26 protein-coding genes are annotated in these 25,026 nt (G+C 41.5%); 22 read left to right on the top strand and 4 right to left on the bottom strand.

What is annotated here, in order from left to right; genetic code table 11:
- Positions 1-104: 104 nt before the first annotated feature.
- The 5 genes from ACNQGS_RS09840 (at position 105) to ACNQGS_RS09820 (ending at position 5,273) form a co-directional block, all read left to right on the top strand.
- A complete protein-coding gene (locus tag ACNQGS_RS09840; RefSeq protein WP_491487157.1) occupies positions 105-866 on the top strand; it encodes a threonine/serine exporter family protein in 762 nt (253 codons plus the stop codon).
- Positions 867-882: 16 nt separating this feature from the next.
- A complete protein-coding gene (locus tag ACNQGS_RS09835; RefSeq protein ID WP_378587250.1) occupies positions 883-1,329 on the top strand; it encodes a threonine/serine exporter family protein in 447 nt (148 codons plus the stop codon).
- Positions 1,330-1,489: 160 nt separating this feature from the next.
- Complete coding sequence (locus ACNQGS_RS09830) at positions 1,490-2,233, top strand: C39 family peptidase (protein WP_491487156.1); 744 nt, start codon at positions 1,490-1,492, stop codon at positions 2,231-2,233.
- Positions 2,234-2,714: 481 nt separating this feature from the next.
- Positions 2,715-4,211 (top strand): amidase family protein, encoded by a 1,497-nt coding sequence (locus ACNQGS_RS09825; protein ID WP_491487155.1) that lies wholly within the window; start codon positions 2,715-2,717, stop codon positions 4,209-4,211.
- 33 nt (positions 4,212-4,244) lie between these two features.
- Positions 4,245-5,273, top strand: a complete 1,029-nt coding sequence (locus tag ACNQGS_RS09820; protein WP_491487154.1) for a potassium channel family protein — start codon at positions 4,245-4,247, stop codon at positions 5,271-5,273.
- 34 nt (positions 5,274-5,307) lie between these two features.
- On the opposite strand, the gene ACNQGS_RS09815 is transcribed toward ACNQGS_RS09820, so the two are convergent.
- The 3 genes from ACNQGS_RS09815 to ACNQGS_RS09805 are packed head-to-tail and all read right to left on the bottom strand — an operon-like array spanning position 5,308 to position 7,240.
- Positions 5,308-5,694 carry a DUF350 domain-containing protein gene (locus ACNQGS_RS09815; RefSeq protein WP_491487153.1) on the bottom strand — a complete coding sequence of 129 codons (387 nt, stop codon included), beginning with the start codon at positions 5,692-5,694 and terminating at the stop codon, positions 5,308-5,310.
- 6 nt (positions 5,695-5,700) lie between these two features.
- Complete coding sequence (locus ACNQGS_RS09810) at positions 5,701-6,927, bottom strand: glutathionylspermidine synthase family protein (RefSeq protein ID WP_491487202.1); 1,227 nt, start codon at positions 6,925-6,927, stop codon at positions 5,701-5,703.
- Position 6,928: 1 nt separating this feature from the next.
- Positions 6,929-7,240 (bottom strand): hypothetical protein, encoded by a 312-nt coding sequence (locus tag ACNQGS_RS09805; RefSeq protein WP_423801109.1) that lies wholly within the window; start codon positions 7,238-7,240, stop codon positions 6,929-6,931.
- A gap of 92 nt (positions 7,241-7,332) precedes the next feature.
- Here ACNQGS_RS09805 and ACNQGS_RS09800 point away from each other — a divergent pair, with 92 nt between their 5' ends.
- The 17 genes from ACNQGS_RS09800 to ACNQGS_RS09720 all read left to right on the top strand — a co-directional run bounded on the left by ACNQGS_RS09800 (position 7,333) and on the right by ACNQGS_RS09720 (position 23,243).
- Positions 7,333-7,782, top strand: a complete 450-nt coding sequence (locus ACNQGS_RS09800) for a hypothetical protein (RefSeq protein ID WP_491487152.1) — start codon at positions 7,333-7,335, stop codon at positions 7,780-7,782.
- 139 nt (positions 7,783-7,921) lie between these two features.
- A complete protein-coding gene (locus ACNQGS_RS09795; protein ID WP_491487151.1) occupies positions 7,922-9,229 on the top strand; it encodes an ATP-binding protein in 1,308 nt (435 codons plus the stop codon).
- Positions 9,230-9,494: 265 nt separating this feature from the next.
- Positions 9,495-10,910, top strand: coding sequence for a branched-chain amino acid transporter BcaP (bcaP, locus tag ACNQGS_RS09790; RefSeq protein WP_491487150.1), 1,416 nt, complete (start codon positions 9,495-9,497; stop codon positions 10,908-10,910).
- A gap of 179 nt (positions 10,911-11,089) precedes the next feature.
- Positions 11,090-12,343, top strand: a complete 1,254-nt coding sequence (locus ACNQGS_RS09785) for an ATP-binding protein (RefSeq protein ID WP_491487148.1) — start codon at positions 11,090-11,092, stop codon at positions 12,341-12,343.
- A gap of 175 nt (positions 12,344-12,518) precedes the next feature.
- A complete protein-coding gene (locus ACNQGS_RS09780) occupies positions 12,519-13,682 on the top strand; it encodes an HD-GYP domain-containing protein (protein WP_491487147.1) in 1,164 nt (387 codons plus the stop codon).
- 145 nt (positions 13,683-13,827) lie between these two features.
- Entirely contained in the window at positions 13,828-15,018 is a 1,191-nt protein-coding gene (locus tag ACNQGS_RS09775) for a hypothetical protein (protein ID WP_491487146.1), read from the top strand.
- 181 nt (positions 15,019-15,199) lie between these two features.
- Entirely contained in the window at positions 15,200-16,282 is a 1,083-nt protein-coding gene (locus ACNQGS_RS09770) for a hypothetical protein (RefSeq protein ID WP_491487145.1), read from the top strand.
- Complete coding sequence (locus ACNQGS_RS09765) at positions 16,269-18,458, top strand: molybdopterin oxidoreductase family protein (RefSeq protein WP_491487144.1); 2,190 nt, start codon at positions 16,269-16,271, stop codon at positions 18,456-18,458. Before ACNQGS_RS09770 ends, ACNQGS_RS09765 begins: the two co-directional genes overlap by 14 nt.
- A 1-nt stretch (position 18,459) precedes the next feature.
- The gene (locus ACNQGS_RS09760) at positions 18,460-19,023 is read left to right on the top strand and encodes a 4Fe-4S dicluster domain-containing protein (RefSeq protein ID WP_213118184.1); all 564 of its coding nucleotides are present in this window, start codon (positions 18,460-18,462) and stop codon (positions 19,021-19,023) included.
- Positions 19,024-19,034: 11 nt separating this feature from the next.
- The gene (locus ACNQGS_RS09755; protein WP_491487143.1) at positions 19,035-19,559 is read left to right on the top strand and encodes a QcrA and Rieske domain-containing protein; all 525 of its coding nucleotides are present in this window, start codon (positions 19,035-19,037) and stop codon (positions 19,557-19,559) included.
- Entirely contained in the window at positions 19,549-19,740 is a 192-nt protein-coding gene (locus ACNQGS_RS09750; RefSeq protein WP_213146534.1) for a hypothetical protein, read from the top strand. The genes ACNQGS_RS09755 and ACNQGS_RS09750 overlap by 11 nt, the downstream gene beginning before the upstream one ends.
- On the top strand, positions 19,733-20,044 hold the full coding sequence (locus ACNQGS_RS09745) for a hypothetical protein (RefSeq protein ID WP_491487142.1): 312 nt from the start codon (positions 19,733-19,735) through the stop codon (positions 20,042-20,044). The genes ACNQGS_RS09750 and ACNQGS_RS09745 overlap by 8 nt, the downstream gene beginning before the upstream one ends.
- Complete coding sequence (locus ACNQGS_RS09740; RefSeq protein WP_491487141.1) at positions 20,031-20,315, top strand: hypothetical protein; 285 nt, start codon at positions 20,031-20,033, stop codon at positions 20,313-20,315. Before ACNQGS_RS09745 ends, ACNQGS_RS09740 begins: the two co-directional genes overlap by 14 nt.
- A 105-nt stretch (positions 20,316-20,420) precedes the next feature.
- Entirely contained in the window at positions 20,421-21,080 is a 660-nt protein-coding gene (locus tag ACNQGS_RS09735; RefSeq protein WP_464493060.1) for a sensor histidine kinase, read from the top strand.
- A gap of 13 nt (positions 21,081-21,093) precedes the next feature.
- On the top strand, positions 21,094-21,747 hold the full coding sequence (locus ACNQGS_RS09730) for a response regulator (protein ID WP_277398200.1): 654 nt from the start codon (positions 21,094-21,096) through the stop codon (positions 21,745-21,747).
- A 15-nt stretch (positions 21,748-21,762) separates the two neighbouring features.
- Positions 21,763-22,212, top strand: a complete 450-nt coding sequence (locus ACNQGS_RS09725) for a GAF domain-containing protein (RefSeq protein ID WP_491487140.1) — start codon at positions 21,763-21,765, stop codon at positions 22,210-22,212.
- Positions 22,213-22,226: 14 nt separating this feature from the next.
- Positions 22,227-23,243 (top strand): PAS domain-containing sensor histidine kinase, encoded by a 1,017-nt coding sequence (locus ACNQGS_RS09720; protein WP_491487139.1) that lies wholly within the window; start codon positions 22,227-22,229, stop codon positions 23,241-23,243.
- A 107-nt stretch (positions 23,244-23,350) separates the two neighbouring features.
- Here ACNQGS_RS09720 and ACNQGS_RS09715 read toward each other — a convergent pair whose 3' ends face one another.
- Positions 23,351-25,003: a glutamine--tRNA ligase/YqeY domain fusion protein gene (locus ACNQGS_RS09715; RefSeq protein ID WP_213146538.1), complete on the bottom strand. Its 1,653-nt coding sequence runs from the start codon at positions 25,001-25,003 to the stop codon at positions 23,351-23,353.
- Positions 25,004-25,026: the final 23 nt, after the last annotated feature.

The following is a 25,026-nucleotide window of genomic DNA, read 5'->3' as shown; positions in this document are numbered from 1 at the left end:
ACAAAATAGTTAAAATTAATCATAAACGGTCTGAAAATTGCCTTAAAACTTGTTTTTGAATTAAACTATTTATCAAATGTTGAAATTGATGTGGTGAGATATAGATGAATAATGAAGCAGAACGAACGTATGAAATTATGGAGGTTTGTCTTCTGGCAGGAAAAATTATGCTTCAGAGCGGCGGGGAGACGTATCGGGTGGAAGATACGATGATGCGGATGGCAGCCTCGTTCGGGATTGAAAAGTCACATAGCTATGTGACGCCAACGGGTATTATTTTTTCTGCCGAAGGGTCGGAACCGACAAAAACCAAGTTGATTAGAATTTCAGAGCGTTCGACAGATTTAGAGAAGGTCGCCATTGTGAATAGTATTTCACGAAAAATATCAAGCGGTGATCTGGACAGTAAAGAGGCGATGAAACAGCTAAAGGAAATTGAAGCCAAGGACCTTTCCTTCCCATTTAGGATGCAGGTCGCGGCAGCCTCCTTGGCAAGCGGCTGTTTTATGATTATGTTTAAGGGAGAATGGAATGATTTTTTGCCTTCAATGATTGCCGGAGGTGCGGGATATTTAAGCTTTGTTTATTTCCATCGATTTGTACCGATCAAGTTTTTCTCCGAGTTTTTGGCGGCATTTGTGATTGGGTTGCTTTCCTTGCTTTTTGTAATCGTCGGGGTGGGCCATCAGCTGGATAAAATCATTATTGGATCGGTCATGCCGTTAGTCCCCGGTCTATTAGTAACCAACGCCATTAGAGACTTAATGGCGGGCCACCTTGTTTCCGGACTGTCAAAAGGTGCCGAAGCGTTTCTGACAGCCTTTGCCATTGGGGCTGGAATTGCGGTCATACTGAAATTCTTGTGAGTGAGGTCTTGGAAAAGTGGATATTTTAGCTCAGGTCATAACCAGCTTTATTGCAACAGGGGCATTTGGCATCCTTTTTAATGCACCGAGGAATACCTTGGTGAAATGCGGGTTGATTGGTGCAGGAGGCTGGCTGGTTTATTATCTTGTAGAAGGTTATTATGATGATCCTGTTTTAGGAACATTACTGGCGACGGTCTTTATAGCTGTGCTAAGCCAGGAATTGGCAAAATTATATAAAACCCCTGTGATTATTTTTAGTGTTGCGGGAATTATTCCATTAGTTCCAGGGGGACTCGCTTATAATGCCATGAGAAATTTTGTGGAAGAGAATTATAACACGGCACTTGGTTCTGCTGCTCAGGTTTTGATGCTTGCGGGAACCATCGCCTTTGGGCTAGTTTTCTCCGAAGTGATCAACCAAGTAATTCGGAAAATCAATGAAAGAAAATTAAAAATATAAATTTTTTCTAAGGGGCTGTCCTTACATCTTTATACCTGGAACAGCCTCTGGATATCATTTGGAAACTTTTCCTCTTTTAGGTTCTTTTAATGTTTGGTATAGTAATATATTAGTATATTAGTACTACTTGAAAAGTTCACAAGAAGGGTATTTATCATTTATGAAGAAAACGATTATCTTGTTTATTGTAATCATAGCGACTCTGTTTGGTTCAAAGACCATAATTGGGGTTAAAGCAATACGATCAGCAATAGAAACGGTTTCGGAAGCTCCGCCTCTAAAAACACGCCAGATAGCGCTTCAAAAAGATGGTCCTATTTTACCTGAGAGCAAACTGCTTGATGTCCCGTTGATTAATCAAATGGATAAACCGCTGCTCTATAATGGCTGTGAAGTGACAAGCCTTGCGATGGTAATGCAATATCATGGAATCAAAGTGACGAAAAACGAGCTTGCTAAAAATATTAAAACAGTTCCGTTTACCTACAGCAATGGTCTTAAAGGAAATCCAAATACCGGATTTGTTGGAGATATGGCACATGGGCCAGGACTTGGGGTGTACAATGGCCCCGTTTACGAGCTTGCCCAAAAATACGCTGGGGAACGTGCCATAAATTTAACTAGCAGTCCTTTTACAGATCTGTTAAGAAAAGTAAGCCAAGGACTTCCGGTTTGGATTATCACGACAGTAAACTTTACACCAGTTAACGTATTTCAAACCTGGAATACCCCAGAGGGAAGAATCGACATCACCTTCAGTGAACACAGCGTGGTGATTACTGGCTACGACCAGTCCTACATCTATGTCAATGACCCATACGGTACAAAGAACAAAAAACTAGACCGCGAAAACTTCATCAAGGCCTGGGAGCAAATGGGCAAACAAGCAATCGTGATCCAATAGTTTCCCGAAAATTGGACGAAGGCAGAGGAATAGCTCCTCTGCCTTCTATTGCTTTCCTTATTTTATGATTTATCGTAACTTGAATTGCTGCAAGTTCATTATGCTGCCTTCATGTAAAAATTTAAATATTTCTTAATTAAATATGCCGCGGTACAATTTCCACCAGTAGGTTTTATAAACCTAAACGATGCCAGCCCTACCTCTCTAACATCCTTACGGCTCCGAGGCCGTTCCAGTGTGAATAAGTCTTTCCAAAAAAAACACGAGTGAAAAGCCAGTAAAATTCTTACATTGTGTATCCTCTATTTATTTCAAGTTATACAAATGAAAAGCAAGAATTTTAATAATACATGGTTAGTTAAAGTTTGTCAATAGGTAATATAAAAGTGACTTCGCGGTTTCTGCTTTTTTTAAACATTTCTATAAAAAGGATTATTTGAATAGTAAATAGAAGTATTTATTTAAAAAAGGGGGGGACCAGATGGAGGGCTTTCATTATAAGAATTATGACGGACTGGGATTGGCGGAGTTGTTAAAAAAGAAAGAAGTGAAACCGACTGAGGTACTTTCGGAAGCCATCAAAGCTATTGAGGAACATAACCCAAAGCTTAACGCTGTGATAAATAAATTTTACGAAAAAGCCGAAAAGCAGGCGAAAAATGTTGATTTAGAGGGGACCTTTGCAGGTGTGCCAATGCTGTTAAAGGATATTGCTCAAGAAGTGGAAGGGGAGAAGATTACGGCTGGTTCTAAGGCGTATCAGGGCTACCGGGCAAAATCAGATTCCACCTATGTAAAGCAAGTACGTAGGACGGGCGTCATATTTGTCGGGCAGACTAATGTACCGGAATTCGCCTTAATGGGCATTACCGAGCCAAAATATTATGGCCCTACCCGAAATCCATGGAATCTAGGGCATACACCAGGCGGTTCGAGCGGCGGTTCGGCAGCGGCGGTTGCGACTGGAATCGTACCGATTGCTGGAGCGAATGATGGCGGCGGGTCGATTCGGATTCCAGGTTCTTATTGCGGGCTTTTTGGAATGAAACCTACTAGAGGCAGGACTCCGGTCGGTCCCGTTTATGGCCGGCTATGGCAGGGGGCTTCTGTTGACCATATCCTCTCAAGAACGGTAAGAGATAGTGCGGCGATGCTTGATGAAATCAAGATTTACGAAAAAGCGGCTGCCTTTCATGCCCCGCCATTTGCAGGCTCCTACCTTCAGGAGGTACAGGGCGGACCAGCAGAGAAATTAACGATTGCCTTTTCAGTCCAGTCTCCCTTAGGGGCCGAGGTCCACAAGGAATGTCAGGAGGCAGTCTATAAAACAGCCAGGTTGCTGGAATCGATGGGTCATAATGTGGTCGAAATGGATGCGCCTGTGGACGGCAGGAAACTTGCAAAAAGCTATTTAACGATGTATTTCGGGGAAGTGGCGGCAACATTGGCATCTCTAGAAGATGTCCTTGGCCGGAAAGCGAAGATGGGCGATGTGGAGCTGCCTACTTGGATTTTAGGGTTAGTTGGAAAGGCCACATCTGCTGAAGAAATAGTTTTAAGTATTCGCGAATGGGATAATGCGGCCATTGCAATGGAAACATTTCATGAAACATACGACTTCTTTATGACGCCAACGACCGCTTTCCCTCCGGCAAAAATCGGGGAACTCGAGCCAACCAGTTCAGAGAAACTGGCGATGACTGCTGCAGGGAAGCTATCCTTGAGCGGTATTTTGAAGAAGGTCGGCACGGTCGAACAGGTAGCGGAAAATAATCTGAAGAGAACTCCTTTCACACAGCTTGCCAATTTAACCGGTCAGCCAGCGATGACAGTTCCTGTGCATCTCACCCCGGATGGACTGCCGGTCGGAGTACAATTCATGGCCGCCCGGGGACGGGAAGATTTATTGTATGCTCTAGCCGGACAGCTTGAACAAACAGATATATGGATCCCGGTTCAATCGAATCCTTTATTTTAAATGAATTTTAATTATGAAAGGAGGTGTCCCTTCATGATCTTCTTCCGAAGATTATTTCTAACGGCATCCAAATACCGCTATCGAACCGTCATCCTTTTCACAACCATTTACATATTTATCAATGCAGAGATTATGAGAATGCTAGAGCCGAAAACCTTTGAAAATACCTTTCACGCAGTCTGGTGGATTATGACTACAATGACAACGGTCGGATACGGCGATATTTACCCGACGACGCAGTTGGGGCAGATCTGGGCGATGGTCATCGTCTATACGCTGGGTATCGGGCTTTTTGGCACAGTCATCGGGATGATTATCGACAGTGTTTCCAGGTATAAGCAAATGAAGGAGGAAGGCAGGATGACCTTCAAAGGTGAAAATCATTTTGTCATTGTTGGCTGGACAGCCAAAAGCAAAAACACGATTAAAGAGCTGTTTGCAGCGGAGCCCAAAACGGAAATTGTACTAATTGACGAATTGGAGAAAACGCCGTATGAGCATGAACGGTTCCTCTACATACAAGGAAGCCCTACTGATGATGAGACCCTCAAAAGGGCAAGAATCGAAAAGGCAAAAGCGGTATTGCTGTTTGCTCCTGACGGCATCACCAATCCCGATTTAGCTGACGGGAAAACACTCCTAACCGCTTCCTCCATCGAACGCTATGATGAAGGAACAGAAAATAATATTTACACCATCGCAGAAATATTAAATGAAAGGCATGTCGGTAATTTTAACCATGTAAAAATCGACGAGTTTATTCTTTCTCACCAATCTGTATCCAACCTTATGGCTAAATCCGCCCAAACCAAGGGTACGAGCCATCTTTTTACACAATTATTAAGCAGAAGGGATGGGGACGCTGGGAGCGACCTTTGGGAGGTAGAATTAAAATCGGAATGGAAAACATACGGCGAGGCCTACGAATCCTTGAAAAATAAAGGAGCACAGCTGATAGCCGATCGGGATGACTTAAACATCCTCAAAAAATGGCACGACCCTATCCCAAAAGAAGCGAGACTGTTTGTTATTTGCGACAAAAAAACTTATCAAAGGATATAAAAAACGCATCCCGGTGGAGATGCGTTTTTTTAACCTAATAAGTTAAACATCCAGCGATAATCACGCCGATAGAAACCGACAAAAACATCAAAAAAAGTCCAACTGCCTGGTTATCGGCTTCAATGCTTTGATTGACATTAAACCTTGGCGTCAGCCACTCCGCCAAATAAAACACAATAATCTGTGCTAAAATTCCAATTCCGCCCCAAATGGCCATATCCGCCAAAGAAACCGAATTAGCTGCCGTAGAATACAGCACAATCGCGAGGCCCAGCAGTCTGCCGCCAAGAACAAAACTCGCTGCCTTATTCCCTTTAGCTATTAAGGAAAATTCCTTAACCTTGGTTGTGACCTCCATGAGAAAAAGCCCAACAATCAACAAACCAAGCGAAACCGCCAAATATAATAAAAAATCCGTCATGATCCATTATTCCCCCTTTTTTACTCCAACTGGCAAAAAGTAAGACTCATTGCCGGTAATTTTTCCTCCTGCTCGGATTCCAATCGCACTTGGTTTTCCAGCGATGAGGAAGGATCCAATAACATAGGAAAGCTCTTCCAGCCCCTTTTCTGTTTCAAGCGTTATTGTCGGAAGCGAACAATAAGATTGATAGACTGACAATTCATCCTTATAGGTTGCAAATGCATTCTGTTCATAAACCCTAGCATGAGCATCCCAAATCGTCACAGTGTCCCCCTCCCGCCCGAAGGACGGCTTTTCAACAAAGGGTGCCTTGCCAACAAAGTCATCCGGATCAAGATAGGTCGGCAGCATATATTCCTTGATCCACCCTAGTTCTTCCTCAGAATAAAAAACGCCTTGCTCCGCCAATCCCCAAATTAAGCATTGGACCGATTTTGGCTGGAGCAAAAAAGCTGAAATAGGATTGACCACAGCCAGCTTTCCATCTTTTACTAGCTGTAGAAGTTCAATACCAACTAAAGCGCCGCTGATTGGATCTCTGTCCTCCAGTAAATGTTCAAGCGGGTATGTCTGCCGGTATAGTACATCGATAGGGATCCCATCGGCATCCGTTAAGGCACCATCTGTAATCCGCAGGTCAGCCAATGGAACCAATTTATTTTTTACCTGACAAAGCTCGCTTAAATAAACGCTTGTCTGCCAATCTTCCATGTGATCCTGATGGGCTGTAAAAACGACATTTGGGGAGGTTTTTCCCTCAGCTGCCTCTAATACCGCTTTGGTAATACCTGAAGAAAGAAGCCGCTCCCCGCCCTGATTCGGGTCGATTAAGCCAAATTCCTTGCCAACCTTCCCGTTGATGTGGAAGCATTCCACAATAAAGGTCGGCGTGTCACTGTTAAATTCCAGCAACTTCACACCCGTTTCTGTTACAGCAAAATCAAACCGGGAAATTACTGATTCCGGAAAAGGATTTTTCAATCGTAAAAATGGAAGGCTCTCAAGCGGGTATCCAAGCTGTAAGAGCTGCTCATCCGGAAGGCTCCGTAGAAGTGTTGCTGTTTTAAAAAAGACTCTGCCCATTCGCTCCGTTGCTTCTCTAATCAGCAAAGCGGTTGTACTTGAAATGGGGAAAGTGTGAAATAAACTGTATTCACTGTCATATAAGTCTGACCAAAAGGACGGGAATTGCGAATAAAACTGTCTGCGCCGTGTAGAATAATCCCCCATTCTAACCCCCAAATCCGCCCTTCGTTCCGCTGCCAAAGCCCCCTTTAAAGCTGGAAGAGGAATGATAGGACTTATAGGAGGAGGATTTCAGAAGCGAAGATTTATTTCGGAAATATTTGCCGCCATAAAAAAAGTGTCCATAATGGCTAGAACCTGTGTCGTCACATTGCCAGACACCTTGCTCATCATCCCAATCCCAGTCCCGGCAGCTACTGTCATCCGGCTGGGGCGGCAGGTCGTCGGAACAGCCAGCGATCGTTCCGGCCATAAGAGAAGTAAGAACGCCCGTAATAAGCAATCTAGTTTTCTTCAAACTTCTCACTCTCCTTTTTCAATTTGTAATTTTATTATAAAATGAATTTTAAGGAAAACAATGGAAAAGTAAAAGAAAAAGGAGAGATTGATTTGAGACTTGAGTATCGACTTGATGAAGAAAATAAACAATACCCGGCGTTATGGCACTACTACGACATCTCCAAGTCGGAAGCGGCCGCGCGAATGACCTGTGAATATTTTGTAAAAAACAATGAGACGTACAAGGTTACTGCTACTGCACTTGACCCAGACGGAACGGCAGTCATTTATGTTGACAAAGAAGAGTTCAGCAATGATACGCTGGAGAAATATCATTCGCATATTGGATTTGAAACAAGGGAACTGACCGAACAGGGGAGCATTTTAATCGATCAAAAAGAAATTTGGGAGCACGACGAAGTGCTCGCTGCCCTTCACTCAGATTTCATCTATATAAAAAGGGGAGAAAAGTTTTTAGAATTTGCGATGGACTCAAGGGAGATTGATGAGGACCGCAAATGCTATGTATACTATGGAAACTTTACCGGCATCAGCCGTTGACGTCTTTTTAAAAGATTTCCGGAGAACAAAAACCGCCATCTCGACACTTCCTGCCAAAAAATTTTCAGCATTAGGAGGAAAGTGCCGTTTTTTGTCGTATTGTAATGGATAATATAATTGATTCCTCGGGGGAATGACGATGCTGGCGGAAAAGCTTCTTTTGCAACTGTTAATTGTATTAGCACCAGTCCTGCTTTGTAGTGCTTTAACTGACTTTAAGAAAAAGTGGAATTCACCAATCATCTGTGGGTCCATGCACAGTCTGGCAGCAATAGCCTGCATGATTTTTAGTTATTCAAATTATGGCCTTATTTGGGATCTTCGCTACGCTCCGCTTATTCTTGCCATTTTATATGCAGGACCTGCTGGCGGCGGGATGGTCATAGCCTCTATTATTGGAGCCCGCATTATGATGGGTGGTAGCAGTGTCCATTACGCCATTGTGGGCTGCCTGCTTACTTCTATTGTCCCTTACCTTTTGCGAACCCGCTTTTGGAATGCTTCTTCAAATCGAAGAGTACAGTTCACTTTATTATCGGGCGTCTGGTCTTTAATTCTATGTTATTTATCACTTCTAACTTATCATTATCTAAATGGAAATACCTTCAAGTTGTTTATAAACATTCCCGATTTACTGCTTTTCGCTCTTATTTATACCGCTTCCCTAATGCTTGCTGCAAAGTTATATGAAGGGCTGATTGAGAAAAATAGAATGAAGGAAGAGATACTTAAAGCAGAAAAGCTTAATACATTAAGTGAACTGGCGGCTTCTATCGCCCATGAAGTCCGCAACCCATTAACAGTGGTAAAGGGATTTCTACAATTGATGCAGCAGGATGAGAAAGGGAAGAATTATGAATATTTCGGGCTGGTTTTAAGTGAATTAGGACGGGCTGAGGCGATCATTAGCGATTACTTGAATTTTGCCAAGCCGAAATTGGAAAAACTAGAAGAATTCGCCTTAAAAGACATATTGAAGGAAATAGTCACGCTGCTCGAACCTTATGCTGTAAAGCAGGGTGTACAATTAGAAAGTGAATTGGACACATCCGATTTTTGCCTTTATACAGATCGAAATCAGTTAAAACAGGCTCTTGTAAATCTTGTGAAAAATGCGATTGAAGCCACCTCAGAGGAAGGCGTTGTGACGATACATACAAGGTCCGACCAAACCCATGCCTCCGTTTTGATTACTGATAACGGAAAAGGAATGACACCCGAACAACTATCGAGGATTGGAACATTGTTTTATACGACCAAAGATAAGGGAACGGGGCTGGGGACTTCGGTATCTTTAAGAATTATTGAAACGATAAAAGGAAAGGTTTTCTATCAAAGCGAAACAGGTTTGGGAACAACGGTAACAATTGTTCTTCCAGCAGGTAAAAAAGAAGAGTTAGTTAGCAGTATCATTAATGAAGAACCGACAGCAGTTAAAATAATGTAAAAACAGATGACATCCTTTCGTTTGATGTCATCTGTTTTTTTATTCAGTCAAACTATATCAAAATAGCTAAAACGATGAATTTTAATAAGTTTTATTTTATATTAATTCAATATAAAACCAGTATATTCCCAGTGTAATATTACCAGTTTTTTTATTTTTATAAAAATATTGCTTTTTCAGTAAAAAGATTATATTATACCGATATAAATTTTATTTGTATTTTCGGAAAATTTGAACATTGAACCCGAGGAGGTTTAAATAATAAATGGATTTATTTAGGAAGAAATCAGTTCTGGACCTGATTCAGGAATCAGAGAAAAAAGGTGCCGCCTTAAGGAAGGAGCTGGGTGCCTTTGACTTAACAATGCTTGGGATAGGGGCCATTATAGGGACCGGAATTTTTGTTGTCACAGGAGTTGCTGCTGCGGAACATGCTGGGCCAGCGCTCATTATTTCTTTTATCTTATCAGGTTTAGCTTGCATTTTTGCTGCCCTCTGTTATGCGGAATTTGCTTCAAATGTACCGGTTTCCGGAAGTGCCTATACTTACAGCTATGCGACCTTTGGTGAATTGATCGCATGGATTTTAGGCTGGGATTTGATTCTCGAGTACGGCTTTGCATCAGCGGCGGTTGCCAGCGGCTGGTCAGGCTATTTCCAAGGGCTGCTTGCAGGTTTTGGGATTCATTTTCCGAAAGCCATAACAAGTGCGTTTGACCCTGCAAACGGAACATTTGTTGACGTTCCTGCGATCGTTATCGTCTTTTTACTTACTTTGCTTTTATCTCAGGGGGCAAAGAAATCTACCCGTCTAAATAACGTCATGGTAATTATCAAGCTTGTTGTTGTTCTTTTATTTATTGGTGTTGGTGTATGGTATGTAAAGCCAGCTAACTGGACTCCTTTTATGCCATTCGGATTCTCCGGCGTAGCGACTGGAGCGGCTACGATTTTCTTTGCATATATTGGCTTTGATGCTGTATCGACAGCTGCTGAGGAGGTTAAAAACCCGCAACGCAACATGCCTATCGGAATTATTGCTTCATTGCTTGTTTGTACGGTTTTATATATTGTTGTTTCCGCTATCCTAACGGGAATTGTACCTTATAATCTGTTGGGGGTGAAAAACCCGGTTGCATTCGCCTTAACCTATATCCATCAGGATTGGGTGGCCGGTTTCATTTCAATTGGGGCAATCACCGGTATTACAACGGTACTTCTAGTTTTACTTTTCGGACAATCCCGCCTATTCTACGCAATCGGACGTGACGGATTGCTGCCAAAAGTGTTTTCCAAGGTCGATGAAAAGAAACAAACACCGGTTGTAAACTCTTGGATCATTTGTTTATTGGTGTCTGTTATTGCTGGGTTTGTTCCATTAAGTAAACTGGCAGAATTAACAAACATTGGAACCTTGTTCGCATTCATGACAGTTTCAGTCGGGATTTTATATCTTCGAAAAAACAACCAAGTGCCTAAAACAGGCTTCAGAGTCCCGTTTGTACCGTATATTCCGATTTTGGCATTCTTGTTCTGCGGATATTTAGCGGTACAGCTGCCGGCTTTAACATGGATTAGTTTTGGTGTTTGGCTGGTAATTGGATTGTTCGTCTACTTTGGCTATGGACGAAAGCATTCGACATTAAATAATTCATCTGGACAATTGAAAAAGGTCAGCTAATTTAAAGGGGAGTTCCAATCAAATGGGACTCCCTTTAAATTTTCCCAATAAGAAAATGTCGAAAATCATCGTTTTTTTCATTTATTTTATAATGTTATTCTAAAAAAATGGTAGAATAGTATGAGTAATGAACAAAAAATTGAATTTTTAGAATAGTATCTACTTTAAGGAGAACACTCATGGAAATAAGTAGCAAAGGTCCGAAGCTAATATATGAAGAAAAAAAGGCAATAAAGTTATTTTTATGGTTATTTTATTTCTTCTTTATTGCATATGATTTTTTTTGGTATATTGTTTTACCAAGATTTACAGACTACGGAGCGGTTCAATTCCCTGGTAGAGGACTTGGTTATTGGCTATATATTTTAGTATTTTTGCTTCTGCCAATCTCCGTTTCATTTATAAAAAAGGGAAATCCTTATATTGTCAAATACCTTTTGTTATTTGGTTACATCCTAATTGATAGCATAGATCTTATTATGAAGTATTATGGAACTAATCTAACGTTTGCTTCAGGAAATATAGTAGAGCTTTTGTTTGTCTTTTTTTCACCAGTGTTTGTTAATAAGGAATACTATTGGAGTGTAACTTTAGGATTGATTGGAAGGTATGTTCTAATAGGGCTAATACTCCACGATACTAATATCATACCGCCTATTTTCATCATTATCATTTTATCGGCAATTGCCTTTATCATTTTAATTAGATTTTATTCATATATAAAGTCTTTAACATCTGTTCATGAGGAACTGAATAAAAAAGAAAAACTTGCAGTGATAGGCCAAATGGCAGCAGCGATAGGGCATGAAATTCGAAACCCGCTCTCATCACTAAAAGGGTTTACCCAATTACAACATGAATCGAATCCAAATAGCAGTGACTTTTATCCAATTATGATTCAGGAAATTGAGAGAATAAATTCTATTGTAGATGACCTTATGTACCTGGGAAAACCAAAGGAAATTAATTTTAAAAAGGCCGATATGAAAGGAATTGTTGATTATACAGTTTCATTAATTTGTCAGCAGGCAGAGGTTCAAGGTGTGAACGTGGAAATGGATACCGATGCTACAATACCTTTGATTGATTGTGATGAAAAACAATTAAAGCAAGTATTTATTAATTTGTTAAAGAATGCGGTTGAGGCCATGCCAGATGGTGGTTTATTAAAAATCCAAATGAAAATGACAGAAGAATCGTCGTTGTTAATAGTGATTGAGGATGAAGGCCCCGGTATCGAGGTGGACAAACTTGAACATATTTTCGAAGCATTTTATACGACCAAAAAAGATGGGACAGGTCTAGGGTTAGTTGTTACTAAGGAAATTATTGAAGGCCATGGCGGCAGACTGAAAATCGAGAGTATATTGGGAGTTGGGACTAAAGTTATAGTCAGATTGCCAATATCCCAGAATAATATTTTTAAAGTTTAGTTCTCGAATTGTACAAAAATCAGCTAAATTAAATGTTTCAAGGGTTTAACTAATAAGATATAATGTAGAGGAACAAAGAATTTTTATAGATTTTGTCTATATATGCTTAAGATTGAAATTCTTTTATCTATCTTATTTGGACAGACCAAATGTGATGGGTAATTTGGAGGATTTTATGATACAACATGAAGAGAAACAGACTGTAAAATGGTTTCTAGTGTTTTTTTATATCATTTTGTTAGGGTATGATTTTTTTTACTATTATCTTTTTCCTGTCTTTATAGCAAAAAAAGATATTGGGGTACCTAATAAATATTTATACCTTACCTATATAGTTATTTTAATATTACTGCCTGTATCATATTATTTAATTCGTAAAAACAAGCAATCATTAATTAAATATGTATTCTTTGTTAGTTATTTATTTACGACTTTTATTGTTGATATACTTATGTATTACGGTAGAGGAGATTCATATTTTACTGGGAATATTGTTGAGGTATATTTGATTTTATCATTACCTCTATTTATTAATACAAAATATTTTTGGCTAGTTAGCCTTGGAATTACTTTAAAATACGCCTTAATCGGCATTATATTAAATAACTCCTATGTCTTAATTCCAATTATTTTAGTTGCTGTTCTCTCAATAATGTCTTTCTTTTTATTGGTTCGTTTTCAAGGTTATGTTCGTTCAATAAGTACTTCCTATGATAACCAATTGCAGGGGATGGTTAGAGGGGTTATTGCAACTTTAGAGTTAAAAGATCCATATACTAGGGGACATAGTGAGCGTGTCGCAAGCTACGCCTTGTTACTAGCTAAAGAAATTGGCAGTTTTTCACGAGATGAACAAAAATCATTTTATTATTCCTGTTTATTACATGATATAGGTAAAGTTCACATTCCTGATTCAATTTTAATGAAGCCTGGCAAATTAAGTAATGATGAATATGAAATTATCAAATCTCATCCTGTGGTTGGTGCTGATGCGGTAAAAGATGTCGAGGGAATAAAGGATACTATTAGTGTTATTCGTTCTCATCATGAGCGCTGGGATGGAAAAGGCTATCCTGATCAATTAAAGGGAGAAGCGATTCCATTACTTGCTAGAGTTACCGCTATTGCAGATGCTTTTGATGCAATGACTTCTTCCCGATCCTATCGGGCGGCTATGCCTGTAGAGGAAGCCTACAGCCGGGTCATTGAAGGGAAGGGTTCTCAATTTGATCCAATGCTGGTTGAACAATTTAAGAAGGTTTATCCTGCATGGGTTGAATTTCATTCTAAATATCCATGGAATGACAAAATGACATTATTTAAGGAGGTAGGAGGATGAAAATTCGAAAACTCAAAAAGGTAAGAACTACGTGTTGGTGGTGTCCTTTCGTTCCAGGATATAAACCATGATAAATGTGGATGCTGGCATTATGCCAAGCATCCTTCTTTATTAAATAAATAAATAAGGATACAGGTGTAAAAAAATGAACCTTACACTCCATTCACATCTCGTATTAGTCCCAATTGAAATTAGGAAAGATAAAAAGAATTATATCGTTGAAGATACCAACTCCGGGGAATTTTATGAAATGCCGGAGGTTTGTATCAATGCGATTCAATTAATCAATGAAGGCTATCAGTTAGGTGAAATTGAAAGCCGGCTTAAAAGCAAGTATCCTCATGAAGAGGTTGATTTACTCGATTTTGCCGAACAGCTTCTCGAACTGCAATTGGTTGTCGAAATGGATGGTGTGAAACTAGCTGCCCCAATAAAGAAGCAAAATCCCCTTGGATTTGAGTGGATTTCTCCTAAGTTGGGAAAATTCTTTTTCAATAAAGCGGCTTATACTGTTTACGCAGCCTTATTTATCATCAACGTTTTCCTTTTTCTGACCCATCCATCTTTATTTCCAAATTTTAAGGATATTTTTATTTTTGACTTAATGGTGCTGAATATCCCGGCATGGCTCGTTTTATCCTTCTGCTTTGTAATGCTTCATGAATTTGGGCACGTGCTGGCCATGAGGGCCTACCAGCTTCCCACGAAATTAACCATCGGACATCGCCTATTCCTTGTCGTTTTCGAAACAGATATGTCATTCGTATGGAAACTACCTTCAAAAGATCGAAATGTTTTATATTTGGCGGGGCTTTGTTTTGATACGTTCGTTCTTTTTGCAGCACTGCTAGGTCAGTTGATTTTCGCAGACGGGTCAGGGATTTTCCTGAGTGTGCTGAAGGTAATTGTCCTTGATGCTTTTATTCGGATGATTTATCAGTGCTGCATCTATTTGAAAACAGATTTATATTATGTATTTGAAAACACTACGGGTGCCTACAATCTCATGGAAAATGCCCAGCAGGTGTTTAGGAACTTGTTTACATTTGTTAAACCGGCCAGTCAAAAAGAGGTAATGTTTGAAGAGGAAAAGGGGACGGTTTTCACTTATACCATATTTTATGTGCTCGGCGTGGTACTTACCTTATCTTTATTTTTCGGATACTACCTTCCCCAAGTCCTATTTGCCATGACAAAGATTCACCACTGTTTTCGCTACGGGCCATCCACCTATCATTTCTGGGATGCCGCCTTGTCCTCCCTGCAGCTGTTAATCGGGTTCTTGCTGCTACTGTATTCTTTAAGGAAAAAGTACATCAAAAAGCAAAATAGCTAGCTCCAGCCACAAGATGCTGGGGCTTTTCTATTTGTGACGAACTTTTGTCAAAATCCATCATAGTTAGGGGTTTTTTCCCCACTAGATGGGGGAGTTCCCTGATAAAGATAACACTGTCGTTTTTCTTAAAATAAGAATAAGAAAACGATAGTGTTATTTTTTTTTAGGGAGGATCAAGAAAATGGAGTCAACTATTCAATCGGCGAAAAAACGGGATAATACCGTCAATAATGCATTTGCTTCCCATTTTGCCAAATCAATGTTTTTAAGCGTAGCCGGACTTGCGATTTTGGTGTTTATCGGAACAAGAATGTTTACACATATTGACTTAAACCTTTATGGATATATGGTAGGAACGATTACTTTCATAGGAGGTTTCTTTTACCGCTTCATCTCCTGGGGGGAAAGACCGCCAACCAAAATTATCATTAAAAAGGGCTTAAAGCTGCTTTTTAGGAAAAGCACCCCAAAAACAGTAGTAAGCCACTTAGCGATTTACGACTTCATCAAAAAGCGCGGATTTTATCGCTGGATGCAGCACGTATTAATCGGGTGGGGCTGTGTGCTTGCTTGTTTAGTTACTTTCCCGCTCGTGTTCAGCTGGATGTACTTCAATATGGATGGAAATGGGTATTACACAGTCGTCTTAATGGGAATGGACTTGGTACGGATTAAAGCAGATGGCATCATTGCTTGGTTCTCTTACAACGCTTTAAACATCTCAGCCATTATGGTGATTTCAGGTGTCAGCATGGCGCTTTACCGCCGCATGCAAAATATGCAGGCAAGAGCAGAGCAAAAATTTATGTACGATTTCTTGCCGCTCTATATGTTGTTATTTATTTCAGTAACTGGTCTATTATTGACAGTCCAAAACGTATTCTTACATGGATGGATGCAGCCGCAAATGTCGCTGATCCACCAGTTTTCAGTCATTATAACGCTTATCTATCTGCCATTTGGTAAGCTTGCTCATATTCCGTTCCGTCCGATGAGCGTATTTGCTAGAAACTACCGTGAACATTATGGAGAACAGCATATGAAAGAATGTAAAGTGTGCGGAGATAAATTTGTATCAGTCGAACAATCGAACGATATTATTCAAGTATTGGGAACTAACAACATGGAGTTCAACATGGAAGACGGCTTTAATCTTGCGGAATTGTGCCTGCCATGCCGCAGAAAATACCGTATCGCAAGATTCTCAGGATTCCCTACCCATCAAGTGAAGGTCAAGGAGGCAAATCAGAATGCAAGAGGTTAACCAAAAAGCCCCAAAAGATAAATTTTTTAGAGAAATTGAAAACGTACGTCATCCAAATGAAACCTTAATAAAAACACACTGCGCCTATTGTGGCATGCAGTGCGGGATGAATTTACGCGTAAATACAAAAACAAACAAAATTATCGGGGTTGAGCCTCGCTATGAATGGCCGGTTACGGTCGGAAAAATGTGTCCGAAAGGGGTTACTGCTTACCAGCAGACGAACCATCCGGACCGCATCTTAAGACCGTTAATCCGTGACGATGCTTCCTTAAAAGGAACAGACAAAGGGTTCCGTGAAGCAACTTGGGATGAAGCTTATGATTTAATCGCTCGGAAATTCAAAGAGCTTCAAGGGAAATACGGCAAAGATACATTGTCTGTTTTCAGTGGTGTATCAATGACCAATGAAAAATGCTATTTAACAGGTAAGTTTGCAAGAGTTGGTTTGCAAACTCGCTATATCGATTATAACGGACGTTTCTGTATGTCCAGTGCAGCCGGCGGATTCCTTCGCTCATTCGGCGTTGACCGTGGTTCGACATTACCATGGACCGATATCCATGAAACAGATTGCTTGTTCATCGCTGGAAGCAACACGGCAGAATGCCATCCAACTTCGATGTTCCGCGTTTGGAACGTCCAGGAAAGAGGCGGTTATCTGATCGTTGCCGACCCACGTGAAACCCCGATTGCAAGACGTGCCGATGTTCACTTGGATTTAAGACCGGGAACAGACTTGGCACTTGCTAATGGTATTGTGAACCTATTGATCCAAAACGGTTATGTTGATGAAGAATTCATCAACCAACACACAAATGGCTTTGAAGAAACAAAAGAATTAGTCAAAGAATTTACTCCTGAATATACAAGCGAGATTACAGGAATTGCAGTTGAAAAAATTATCCGTGCTGCTGAGATTTATGGTAAAGCGCCAAACGCTGTTGTCATGTTTGCCCGCGGTATAGAGCAGCAGCATAAAGGTGTCGATAACGTTTCTGGTTACACCAACATGGCGTTAGTTTCTGGGAAAATCGGCCGTCCGAAATCAGGTGTTGCAACATTTACCGGCCAAGGTAACGGTCAAGGCGGCCGTGAGCATGGCCAAAAATCAGACCTGCTGCCAGGCTACCGTAAGCTCACTAATCCAAAGCATGTTGAGGAAGTATGTCAGGTGTGGGGAATTACCCCTGAAGAAATGCCGCAGCCAGGTGTATCTGCTTATGAAATGTTTGAATTAATGGATCAAAAAACAATTCGCGGTTTGTATTTGCTTTGTTCAAATCCAGCGGTATCTGCACCAAACCAAAACTTTGTCCGTAAGGCATTAAAAGGACTAGACTTTATGGTTTGCGCCGATTTCTATCTTTCTGAATCAGCAGAATTTGCTGATGTCATTCTTCCGTCCGTTACTTGGTCAGAGGATGAAGGAACGGTTACAAATATTGAAGGGCGCATCATAAAAATCAATAAGGCGCAGGAGCCGATAGGCGAATCAAAGCCCGACTGGCAAATGCAAGTGGAGCTTGCTGAAAAACTTGGCAGGGGAAAATATTTCTCCCACTTAAAAACAGCCAGAGATGTAGCAGATGAATTCCGTTTAGCTTCAAAAGGTGGATACGCTGACTATTATGGCGCTACCTGGGATAAAATCGATAAACAAGACGGTGTGTTCTGGCCTTGCCGTGATGAAAAGGACCCTGGTACACCACATATGTTTTTAGATAAGAAGTTCTATCATCCAGACGGAAAAGCTAAAATTTGTGCATTGCCATACCGTCCTCCTGCAGAAGAGCCAGATGCGGAATATCCGTTGCGCTTAACGACCGGACGTGTTGTGTTCCACTACCTATCTGGTAACCAAACACGCCGCATTCAATTCTTGCGTGATATGTGTCCGGAGCCATATGTTGAGGTTCATCCGGAAACAGCTGCAAAATATAATATTGAACATGAAGAATATGTACGCCTTTATACTCGCAGAGGTGAGGCTGAATATAAAGTGAAAATCACCGAAGCGATCCGTAAAGATACAGTCTTCGTGCCATACCATTTCGGCCACGAGAAATCTATTAATCTATTGACAATTGCCGCTCTTGATCCAATTTCAAGAATGCCGGAATTCAAGGCATGTGCCGCACAGATTGAAAAACTAGAAATGAAGAAGGTGCAATAAAGTGGTAAAAAAGAGGTTATATCTTGAACTGGAAAATTGCATAGGATGCCGTTCCTGTTTGGCTGCCTGCACACAGTGCGGCGGACACGAACAGCGCAACCGCAACTATGTTTATGATGTAAATCCGCTTAAGAACCGGCAGACGATGCCTTTAATGTGCCTTCACTGTGTAAATCCGGCATGTGCAAGAAGCTGTCCGGCTCAGGCAATTCAAATTCACGAAACAGGAGCCGTGTTATCGGCTCTTGTGGAAAAATGTATCGGCTGCCAAAACTGTACAATTGCCTGCCCATATGGAATACCGAAGTTCGATACAGAGCAGAATTTAATGTATAAGTGCGACCTATGTATTGACCGCACCAAGGACGGTATCCCGCCGATGTGCGCGAGCGTATGTCCATCCAATACACTTCAATGGCTAACAGACGAAGAAATTGAAGCTAAACAAAAGCAATTTAATCTTGATAATGGCAAATGGGTAACCAGCATGCCATATTTAGAAGGCGAAACTAACGTACGTGTGAATCTCCCTGGAATCCTGCAGGGCGTCACTAAACTGTTCTAGGAGGGATTACCATGAGCGATAAAAATAATAAAATCCCGTTCAATGAAGATAACTATACCCACAATATTAATAGAAATAACGAACGAAAGTTGGACCGCCGCGGTTTCATGAAGACCTTGGTTGGTGCTGCTGGAGTGTTCGCCGTTTCATCACTTCCTTGGGGAGTCATGGCGGCGAAGGAGCTCAACCGCTTAGAAGATAAAAAATATCCGAAACATAAAATTGCTGATTTAGATAAGGTTCCTGTCGGTGACGCTGTTGATTTTCATTTTCCTGGCGAGCACGACAGCGCCATTCTGATTCGCTTATCGGAAAAGAAATTTGTCGCCTACCAAAATGCCTGCACACACCTGCGTTGTCCTGTTTTTTGGCAAAAGGATGAAGGTGAGATGCTATGTCCTTGCCATCACGGAAAATTTGATGTTGAAACAGGCACACCAATTGCCGGCCCGCCAAGACGTCCATTGCCTGAAATCCATGTGAAAGTGGAAAACGGCGCTGTCTATGCCGTGGGGGTGAAGCGTTATGAAGCGTAGTTATATCCCTGTCGGCCTGTTGCTTGTGGTGCTGATGTTAAACATTATTTTTACACAATACATGGTGCATCAATATTTTTACGAAAATTACACAAACACCATCATCGCTGCTGTTGTGAATGTTGTCTTATTCCCAGTTGCATTCATCATTTATAAAAAAGGTGTGAATGTCAATGACTAGTGAAACGTATATTGATTTCTGCTTTGTTCGCCCGAGGGCCGGTGGATTTTCTGGGGAGATTGACGAACTGCTGAAATCGCTGTTTGCCAAGAAACGTTTAAATTGGTATCTCGAAGAAAAGGCCATTGAAGGTGCCGAAATGGTGATTGCTGAAATTAAAGGGATGAGCAGTTGGGTGTCCGAGGACGAAACGATTAAGTTTATCGAGGAAAACGCGGGAGAGAAGTTTTGGGAGTACCTGCAAGGCTACAAGATGTTCATCTACCCTGTTGAGAGAGGATGTAATAGCTGTGGCGTCCATTGATATCAAGAAAATACAGGAGCGTTTCGCCGGTGCTGAAGTTGAAATTGCCATTCAGGACCGGGAGGGCGGGGACCAGGCCCCTGTGGTGAGCAAATTGATAAAAAAGGTTCAGCTTTGCCCGGATGGTACCCATCTCCGCTTCTATTTTGATGATTTTTACTTTTTGGCAGTGCCTTTGGCAAGCCAAGTAACGGAGTCTGCTGGTTTGTGGTCGGCTGCCGATGAGGAAAGTGGTTTAACCTATACGTTTAAAAAGGTTCAGGTCTTCTAGGAGAACCTGAATTTTTTTTATAAGCTTTTTAAATCACCAATAGGTTTAAAATTAGACTCGAGATATATTTAAATTGAGAATTAGAAGACAGGAGGGCAGGTAAAAATGGATTCATTAAGAACAAACCCTAATGTTTGCACATATATCATTGACTCCCAAGAAGAGGAAATCAAAAGAATTGCGCATGAACTGCATGAAGGGGTTGGCCAGAACTTATATAGTATTTTAACAGGCTTACAGTTTCTCGCATCAGGAGAACAGGACTCGTCTAAGAAAAGCTACATGAGGGAAATGAACCTGCTGATTGAAAAAACAATCCAGGAACTTAGATTGCTCTCCGTCGAACTCCATCCGCCTGCCCTGACAACACTTGGATTGTTACCGGCCATGAAAAGCTATATTGGATGTTATACCTCCACATTTGGCATAATCGTGGAGTTAAAGTCCAGCGGTGAGGGAAAATTAATCTCGGAAAAACAACGGATTGCCGTATTTCGTGTATGTCAGGAAGCATTAACCAATATTGCAAAGTATGCAGATACAGCCATTGTAAAAATGAATTTTTTCTGGAAAGAATCTGAACTAAAGATTACCATCCGTGATTTCGGGAAAGGATTCCAGCCTGAAGAGTTCCAAGGAAATGAACCTTCTTCGGGGCTCGCGGCTATGAAGGAAAGAATGCTTCTGATTGGCGGTAAGTGTGTGATATCCTCTAAAATAGGAGAAGGAACATCGATAGAAATATCTCTTCCATTATCGAATTAAAGGGGAGTTTACATTGATAAGAATCCTGTTGGTAGATGACCATGCCGTGGTAAGAAGCGGCCTGAAAATGCTGCTGCAAACGAATCCTGAAATGGAAGTAGTCGGAGAAGCATCTGAAGGCAATGAAGGCATCAAAAAAGCGTTGAAGCTAAAACCGAATGTGGTTGTCATGGACCTAAGCATGCCGCATGGAAAAGACGGACTTACCGCAACAATGGAATTAAAAAAGCAAATGCCTGAAGTGAATATTTTAATTTTAACGATGCATGATGACGAAGAATACCTGTTCAGAGCCATCCAAGGCGGCGCCAGCGGCTGTATTTTAAAAAGCGCCCCGCATGATGAATTAATGTCGGCAATTGAATCTGTGGCTAAAGGAGATGCCTACCTGCATCCGTCCGCACAAAAACGCCTGATGGAGGAATACTTAGCAGGCGTAAAACAGGATGGCAATGATACGTACAATCTGTTGTCCGAGCGGGAAAAAGAAGTGCTTACTCTTATTGCCAAAGGATACTCTAATAAAGAGATTGCCGAACAGTTGGTCATCAGTGTCAAAACGGTCGAAACCCATAAAAGCAATCTGATGGAAAAATTGCAAATGAAAACCCGGCCTGAGCTGGTCGAATATGCCGTTAGGAAGGGGCTATTGGGATATGGCATTTAAGGAGAACGTGCGTAGATGTCAGAGTTAAGGGAACTCCCAGAATTGTTTATAATTTGTGAGCGGTTAAGAGCTGAGATCGGCTGCGATTTTGTCGGGCTTGCCCTGCAAAATGAATCAGGTCCTGATGTCAGGTGGCATTACGCTTCCGGAAATTTAAACGATAAATACAAACGAATAACGGTCCGTTTCGGAAAAGGAATCGCAGGAAAAATTATATCAAGCGGCAGCCCTATGATGATTACAAATTTTCCAAACTCCATCATAGGAAAAGTGACGGATTATCCCATTAATCTTGCTGAAAAACTTGTGGCTACCTATGCGGTCCCTTTATTTTTTAGTGGCATACCAAAGGGAGTGCTCCTTATCGGAAAAAGAGAGGAGTACTTCTTTGCAGAAGAGGAGCAGGAAAAGGTGGCTGAATCTGCCCAAGCTCTCGAACAGCTATTAAAGGAGCATTTATTTTGATGCGGGGGATGGAAATGGACAAGGATTTACAGCAAACAAGAAATGAATTGACGGATTACAAATTTGCCCTTGATGCCTCCTCAATTGTTGCCATCACCGATGCGAGGGGGATGATTACATATGTTAACGACCAGTTTTGCCTAATATCTAAATTTTCAAGGGAAGAACTAATTGGGCAGGATCACCGTATCATCAATTCGGCACATCATTCAAAAGAATTTTTTAAAGAGATGTGGAGAACAATTGGCAGCGGTCAGGTGTGGAAGGGCGAGATTTGTAATAAAGCCAAAGACGGGACCTATTATTGGGTCGATACGACGATTGTTCCTTTTTTAAATGATAAGGGCAGACCGTATCAGTATTTGGCAATACGTTATGAAATTACTGAACGCAAGCGGGTCGAGCAGGAACTGCAAAAAATGATGGCACGGATTATCGATGTCCAAGAGGAGGAGAGAAAGCGTTTTTCACGGAATCTTCATGACGGAATCGGACAAAACCTCTACAGTCACCTGATTACCATTAACCGCCTTTTGTCGGAAATGGACCATCCGCTCTTGCAGCAGATGCAGGAGGAAGCTACCCAATTAATTGAAGAAATTCGGGAAATCTCTTGGGAACTGAGGCCTTCTGTCTTGGATGACCTAGGTTTAATTCCGGCGATTCGCTCTTATCTTTCTCGGTATTCCAATCATTATAATATTGACGTCTATTTCGATTGCGCGTTAAACCGGCGCCTTGACATCAGCATTGAATTAACGATTTACCGAATAATCCAGGAAGCACTGACAAACATTCGGAAATATGCCGAGGTTTTAGATGCTTCCGTAACAGTAAGGGAAATGGACAATGTTGTCCGGGTAATGGTTGAAGATAAGGGGAAAGGGTTTGATCTCGGGAACCAGTCTCCAGGAGTTGGGCTGTTCAGTATGGATGAACGGGCTCGTTCAGTCGGGGGCACCTTGTCAATTAATACTGAACCGGGGATTGGCACGAAAATCATTCTGGAAGTGCCGATATCTAAGGATTAAAGATTGTGGGTTTAAGTATATCAGCGGATTCTTCGGTTGTATCAGCGAATCAAATAATCAGAATGATATAAAAGGCTGCCCCGAAAAGCGGGGCAGCCTCTTTATTGTTAAAGTTTAAACGAACTCTTCAAGGAAACAATCCTATTAAACACAAGCTTTTCTCCATACGCAGTATCCTTCGGATCAACATTGAAATAACCATGCCGGAAAAATTGGAATTTGTCATGCGGCTGGCATTCCTTCATGTTTGGCTCAACATAGCCTTGGTGCACTTCCAGCGAATTTGGATTCACTTTATCAAGGAAAGTCGCGCCTTCATCTTCCTCTGTCTCATCTAAAATCAGCGGCTCGTAAAGACGGAACTCAGCAGGAACGGCATGTGCCGCTTCGACCCAATGAATAGTTCCTTTTACTTTTCGGCCAGTAAAGCCCGTACCGCTCTTTGTTTCAGGATCATAGGTGCAGCGCAGTTCAACCACTTTGCCATCTGCATCCTTGACAATTTCCTCGCATTTAATGAAATACGCATGCTTCAGACGGACCTCATTGCCAGGGAAGAGGCGGAAGTACTTTGCTGGCGGGTTTTCCATAAAATCATCCTGCTCAATGTAAATCTCACGGGAGAATGGAATTTTCCGCATTCCCATATCCGGATTTTCCGGGTTGATTTCTGCATCCAAAAGCTCAATTTGTCCCTCTGGATAGTTGGTGATGACCACTTTTAATGGATTAATAATACCCATTGTCCGTGGCGCCTTTAATTTTAAATCCTCGCGGACGAAGTGCTCGAGCATTTCCACATCAACTGTAGCATTATTTTTGGTAACAGCCGTTTCACGAACAAACGCCCGGATCGACTCAGGGGTGAAGCCTCTTCTGCGCATTCCGGAAATGGTCGGCATACGCGGGTCATCCCAGCCATCAACAAACCCTTCATCAACTAGCTGCTTCAGCTTCCGCTTGCTCATTACAGTATTGGTTAAATTCAAGCGGCCAAATTCGATTTGCTGCGGTGTGTTCTCCATCTCACATTGTTCAACAACCCAATTATAAAGTGGACGCTGATCCTCGAATTCAATCGTACAGATAGAGTGGGTAACCCCTTCAATCGCATCCTCGAGCGGATGAGCGAATGCATACATCGGATAGATACACCATTTATCGCCTGTATTATGATGTGTGGCGTGAGAAATACGGTAAATAACCGGGTCGCGAAGGTTAATATTTGGCGAAGCCATATCGATTTTCGCACGTAACACCTTTTCACCGTTACTAAACTCACCAGCACGCATCCGTTCAAATAAGTCAAGATTCTCTTCGATGGAACGGTCCCGATACGGGCTTTCCTTACCGGGCTCAGTTAGTGTTCCTCGGTATTCACGAATTTCATCTGCGCTTAAGTCATCAACGTAAGCAAGCCCTTTTTTGATTAGCAGGACAGCGCGGTTGTACATTTCCTCAAAATAGTTGGAGGCAAATAATAAGTCGTCCCATTCAAAGCCGAGCCACTTGACGTCCTCTTTGATAGAGTTTACATATTCAATATCTTCTTTTAAAGGATTCGTGTCATCAAAGCGCAGGTTAGTCAGTCCGTTAAAATCATCCGCCAAGCCAAAATTTAAAATGATGGATTTGGCGTGGCCAATATGTAAATAGCCGTTTGGCTCAGGCGGAAAGCGGGTCACGATTTTGTCGTGCTTGCCTGATTCCAAATCTTTTATCATTATATCCTTAATAAAGTTAGATGTTTGATTATCCATCCTTTTCAACCTCTCTCATCGTA

The organism is Neobacillus sp. PVCKKU3 (assembly GCF_058323225.1).
Note: the sequence above shows the minus strand (reverse complement) of the source record. Positions and strands in the feature narration are given on the sequence as shown.

Bases quoted from the DNA above. Each gene is read 5' to 3' on its own strand.
- ACNQGS_RS09825 (WP_491487155.1), top strand. From the start codon at position 2,715: ATGGAGGGCTTTCATTATAAGAATTATGACGGACTGGGATTGGCGGAG.
- ACNQGS_RS09820 (WP_491487154.1), top strand. From the start codon at position 4,245: ATGATCTTCTTCCGAAGATTATTTCTAACGGCATCCAAATACCGCTAT.
- ACNQGS_RS09755 (WP_491487143.1), top strand. From the start codon at position 19,035: ATGAGCGATAAAAATAATAAAATCCCGTTCAATGAAGATAACTATACC.
- ACNQGS_RS09715 (WP_213146538.1), bottom strand. From the start codon at position 25,003: ATGGATAATCAAACATCTAACTTTATTAAGGATATAATGATAAAAGAT.
- ACNQGS_RS09765 (WP_491487144.1), top strand. From the start codon at position 16,269: ATGCAAGAGGTTAACCAAAAAGCCCCAAAAGATAAATTTTTTAGAGAA.
- ACNQGS_RS09795 (WP_491487151.1), top strand. From the start codon at position 7,922: ATGCTGGCGGAAAAGCTTCTTTTGCAACTGTTAATTGTATTAGCACCA.
- ACNQGS_RS09775 (WP_491487146.1), top strand. From the start codon at position 13,828: ATGAACCTTACACTCCATTCACATCTCGTATTAGTCCCAATTGAAATT.
- ACNQGS_RS09840 (WP_491487157.1), top strand. From the start codon at position 105: ATGAATAATGAAGCAGAACGAACGTATGAAATTATGGAGGTTTGTCTT.
- ACNQGS_RS09780 (WP_491487147.1), top strand. From the start codon at position 12,519: ATGATACAACATGAAGAGAAACAGACTGTAAAATGGTTTCTAGTGTTT.
- ACNQGS_RS09815 (WP_491487153.1), bottom strand. From the start codon at position 5,694: ATGACGGATTTTTTATTATATTTGGCGGTTTCGCTTGGTTTGTTGATT.
- ACNQGS_RS09750 (WP_213146534.1), top strand. From the start codon at position 19,549: ATGAAGCGTAGTTATATCCCTGTCGGCCTGTTGCTTGTGGTGCTGATG.
- ACNQGS_RS09720 (WP_491487139.1), top strand. From the start codon at position 22,227: ATGGACAAGGATTTACAGCAAACAAGAAATGAATTGACGGATTACAAA.
- ACNQGS_RS09725 (WP_491487140.1), top strand. From the start codon at position 21,763: ATGTCAGAGTTAAGGGAACTCCCAGAATTGTTTATAATTTGTGAGCGG.
- bcaP (WP_491487150.1), top strand. From the start codon at position 9,495: ATGGATTTATTTAGGAAGAAATCAGTTCTGGACCTGATTCAGGAATCA.
- ACNQGS_RS09830 (WP_491487156.1), top strand. From the start codon at position 1,490: ATGAAGAAAACGATTATCTTGTTTATTGTAATCATAGCGACTCTGTTT.
- ACNQGS_RS09745 (WP_491487142.1), top strand. From the start codon at position 19,733: ATGACTAGTGAAACGTATATTGATTTCTGCTTTGTTCGCCCGAGGGCC.
- ACNQGS_RS09785 (WP_491487148.1), top strand. From the start codon at position 11,090: ATGGAAATAAGTAGCAAAGGTCCGAAGCTAATATATGAAGAAAAAAAG.
- ACNQGS_RS09770 (WP_491487145.1), top strand. From the start codon at position 15,200: ATGGAGTCAACTATTCAATCGGCGAAAAAACGGGATAATACCGTCAAT.
- ACNQGS_RS09810 (WP_491487202.1), bottom strand. From the start codon at position 6,927: ATGGGGGATTATTCTACACGGCGCAGACAGTTTTATTCGCAATTCCCG.
- ACNQGS_RS09735 (WP_464493060.1), top strand. From the start codon at position 20,421: ATGGATTCATTAAGAACAAACCCTAATGTTTGCACATATATCATTGAC.